Origin of the sequence: Desulfosarcina cetonica JCM 12296, assembly GCF_001311845.1 — a bacterium.
GTDB lineage: Bacteria > Desulfobacterota > Desulfobacteria > Desulfobacterales > Desulfosarcinaceae > Desulfosarcina > Desulfosarcina cetonica.
On sequence record NZ_BBCC01000350.1, the window covers coordinates 1 to 3,316 of the forward strand.

Sequence of the window (3,316 nt, forward strand, 5' to 3'; positions counted from 1 at the left end):
CACCCCAATCCGCGCGGATGGCCTGCCGGCTGAAACGGTCCATGCGCAGCCGGGCGATGGGCAACAGCGCCGTGGGCGGAACGGCGCTAAAATGATCGAGAACGGCAGGGTTCAGGCTCATCAGGTGATAATCGTGCCCGGGACGGCAGCATCGCAGAAGCACTTCCAGGCGGCGGGCCAGTTTACCGGCCGGGTCCTTTACTTCGATCATCAGGTGGACGCGGCCACCGTAGCGTTTGACCACCGATGCCAGGGTCGGAATCGCGGGGAAACGCCGCTTGAGAACGTCCAGCGACATCCCGGCGATCGGCATGGCTTCCCCGTAGAGGCGCTTGGTATCCGCGTCGTGAAAAACCACCGGCACCTGATCACGTGTCCAGCGCACGTCCAGTTCGATGCCCCAGACACCGCCTTTGACGGCCGCATCAAAGGCCGGCAGGGTGTTCTCCAGGCAGGTGCGGTTGTCGTGTTCACCGCGATGGGAGACGATGCGGCAGGCGCGCAGACGGTAGGGGGGCGGAACCGGACGCGGCCAGCGGCGCAACCCTTCATCGACCCAGCGGTGAAAGTGGGTCTCGATCCATTCCGAGGGGTGAAAGCGGGGCTGGGCCATGCCGAAACCAAAAAAAATCCTTTGCCTTGCCGGCGGTTTACGCTATAGCAGACGATCTGCTAAGCAGCTTGAACACTATAGCATATCCGGCTGCCAAAAAAACAGGTGGCTGATCGTTTTTCAACGGTGATCGAATCCGCCGGTGTCAATCAGAAGAGAAAGGAGCAGCGCGCATTATGAAAACAGAAAAAGTGGGTCAGCGGATCCGGACATTCATGGAACGGCAGAGCATGAACCTGGACATCCTGTCAGAGCGGACCGGGCTGGACAAAAGCTTCCTTTCCAGCGTCATCGAAGACGACGTCTATCCTTCCTTGGGACCCCTGGTGAAGATTGCCCGGGCACTGGATGTGCGCCTGGGAACTTTTCTGGACGATCAGATCAGCAAGGACCCGTTGGTGGTCCGGCGCGAAGAACGCAAAGAGGAACTCAGCATGCTGCGGGGCAAGGACAAGCCCGTGTCCCTGAAGTTCTACTCCCTGGGCAGCGGCAAGAGCGATCGTCACATGGAGCCCTTTTATGTCGAACTCTTGCCGGAATCGGAAAAATCCAAGGACCTCTCCAGCCATGAGGGCGAGGAGTTTATCGTGGTCTACGCCGGCCGGGTGGAAGTGACCTACGGCACCGAGACCTACGAACTGGAAGCCGGCGACAGTATTTACTACAACTCCATCGTGCCCCATTACGTCAGCTGCAAGGGGGCTCAGCCGGCATCCATCTACGCCGTCATTTACATCCCGCGATAGGAGGCGCCCATGACCGCAGAGCAGTTGAAGAACCTGACCTTGGGGCAGATTCTGGACGAAGCCGTGGCGACCAACCCCGACGGCGACGCGATCGTGTATGTGGACCGTGATTTCCGCCTGACCTACACCGAGTTCGCCCATGTGGTCGACCAGTTGGCCCGCGGGCTGATGGCCATGGGCGTTCAAAAAGGCGAGAAAGTGGCCGTGTGGGCCACCAACATTCCCTACTGGGTGGCCCTGCAGTTCGCCACGGCCAAGATCGGCGCCGTGCTTTTGACCATCAATACCAATTACAAACGTGCCGAGGTGGCCTATGTGCTGGAGCAGTCCGATACCGAGACGCTCTTTATCATCGACGGCTACCAGGACACCGATTATATTCAGACCATTTACGACTTGGTACCCGAACTGAAGACCCAGGAGCGCGGCCATCTGGCCAGCGAGCGTTTCCCCTTCCTCAAGCGGGTCTGTTTCCTGGGCCAGGAAAAGCATCGCGGCATGTACAGCGTGCCCGAAATCATGGCCCTGGCGCCCATGGCTAGTGCTGATCAATACGCCGCCCGTCAGGCCGAGCTGGATCCCCACGACGTGGTCAACATGCAGTACACCTCGGGAACCACCGGTTTTCCCAAAGGCGTCATGCTGACCCATTACAACATCGGCAACAACGGCTTCTGGATCGGCGAGAACCAGCGGTTCACGCCCAAGGATCGCATCTGTCTGCCCGTGCCGCTCTTCCACTGCTTCGGCTGCGTGCTCGGCATCATGGCCATCGTGACTCACGCTGCGACCTCGGTCATCCTGGAGAAGTTCGATCCGGTGCAGGTGATGGCTTCCGTGGAGCAGGAGCGCTGCACGGCCCTTTACGGTGTGCCGACCATGTTTATTGCCGTATTGGATCACAAACTGTTCGACAAGTTCGACTTTTCCACTTTGCGTACCGGGATCATGGCCGGCTCTCCCTGCCCGGTGCAGGTGATGCGCCAGGTGATCGAGCGCATGAACATGAGCGAAATCACCATCTGCTACGGACTGACCGAGAACTCGCCGGTGATGACCCAGACGCTGCCCGACGACGATATCCGGCGCCGCACGGAAACCGTGGGCCGGGCCATGCCCGAGATCGAGCTCAAAATCGTCGAGCCGGAAAGCGGCGTGGAACTGCCCGCCGGCCAACAAGGCGAGGTCTGCTGCCGGGGCTACAGCGTGATGAAGGGTTACTACAAAATGGCCGAGGCCACGGAAAAGGCCATCGACAAAGACGGCTGGCTGCATTCGGGTGACCTGGGCATCATGGACGCAGACGGTTACCTGGCCATTACCGGCCGCTACAAAGACATGATCATTCGCGGCGGCGAGAATATCTACCCGCGGGAAATCGAAGAGTTTCTTTACCGCATGGAGGGGATTTCGGATGTCCAGGTGGTGGGGGTGCCCAGCCGGAAGTACGGCGAGGAGGTCGGTGCCTTCATTATTCGCAAGGCCGGCAGCGATATCACCGAGACGGACGTCAAGGATTTTTGCCGGGGCCAGATCGCGCGCTACAAGATTCCCAAGTATGTGGCCTTCGTGGACGGCTTCCCGCTGACCGCCAGCGGCAAGGTGCAGAAATACAAACTTCAGGAGCAATCCCTTGAGTGCTTCCCCGAAGCCGACGCCGGCTGATCGGATGCCGGTTGCCGCCTATCGTATCGATGCGGTGATTTTCGATTTTGACGGCACCCTGACCCGTCCGGGTGCCCTCGATTTTTCCATTATTAAACGGATTATCGGTTGCCCCGACCATACCCCCGTGCTCGAATACATGGCCGGGATCGACGATGCGGTTCGCCTGGCCGAGATGGCCCGGGAGCTGGACCGCTTCGAATTGGACGGCGCTGCCGCCTCCCGGCCGAACACCGGCGCCGAGGCGCTGTTGGCCTGGCTCAAGACTATCGGGCTGCCCGTCGGCATTCTC

Annotated in this window: 4 protein-coding genes; 3 read left to right on the top strand and 1 reads right to left on the bottom strand. The window is 60.0% G+C overall.

Translation table 11 applies throughout. From position 1 onward, the window contains the following. A partial coding sequence (locus JCM12296_RS33550; RefSeq protein ID WP_281492255.1) for a glycerophosphodiester phosphodiesterase occupies positions 1 to 613 on the bottom strand: 613 nt, incomplete at its 3' end. Between the two features lie 176 nt (positions 614 to 789). Between JCM12296_RS33550 and JCM12296_RS33555 the strand changes: the two genes are divergently transcribed. The 3 genes from JCM12296_RS33555 to JCM12296_RS33565 form a co-directional block, all read left to right on the top strand. Then, on the top strand, positions 790 to 1,359 hold the full coding sequence (locus tag JCM12296_RS33555; RefSeq protein ID WP_054702313.1) for a cupin domain-containing protein: 570 nt from the start codon (positions 790 to 792) through the stop codon (positions 1,357 to 1,359). Between the two features lie 9 nt (positions 1,360 to 1,368). Further along, positions 1,369 to 3,024 carry an AMP-binding protein gene (locus tag JCM12296_RS33560; protein ID WP_054702316.1) on the top strand — a complete coding sequence of 552 codons (1,656 nt, stop codon included), beginning with the start codon at positions 1,369 to 1,371 and terminating at the stop codon, positions 3,022 to 3,024. Beyond that, on the top strand, positions 2,993 to 3,316 hold a 324-nt coding region (locus JCM12296_RS33565), incomplete at its 3' end, for an HAD family hydrolase (protein ID WP_218188427.1). The genes JCM12296_RS33560 and JCM12296_RS33565, both read left to right, overlap by 32 nt.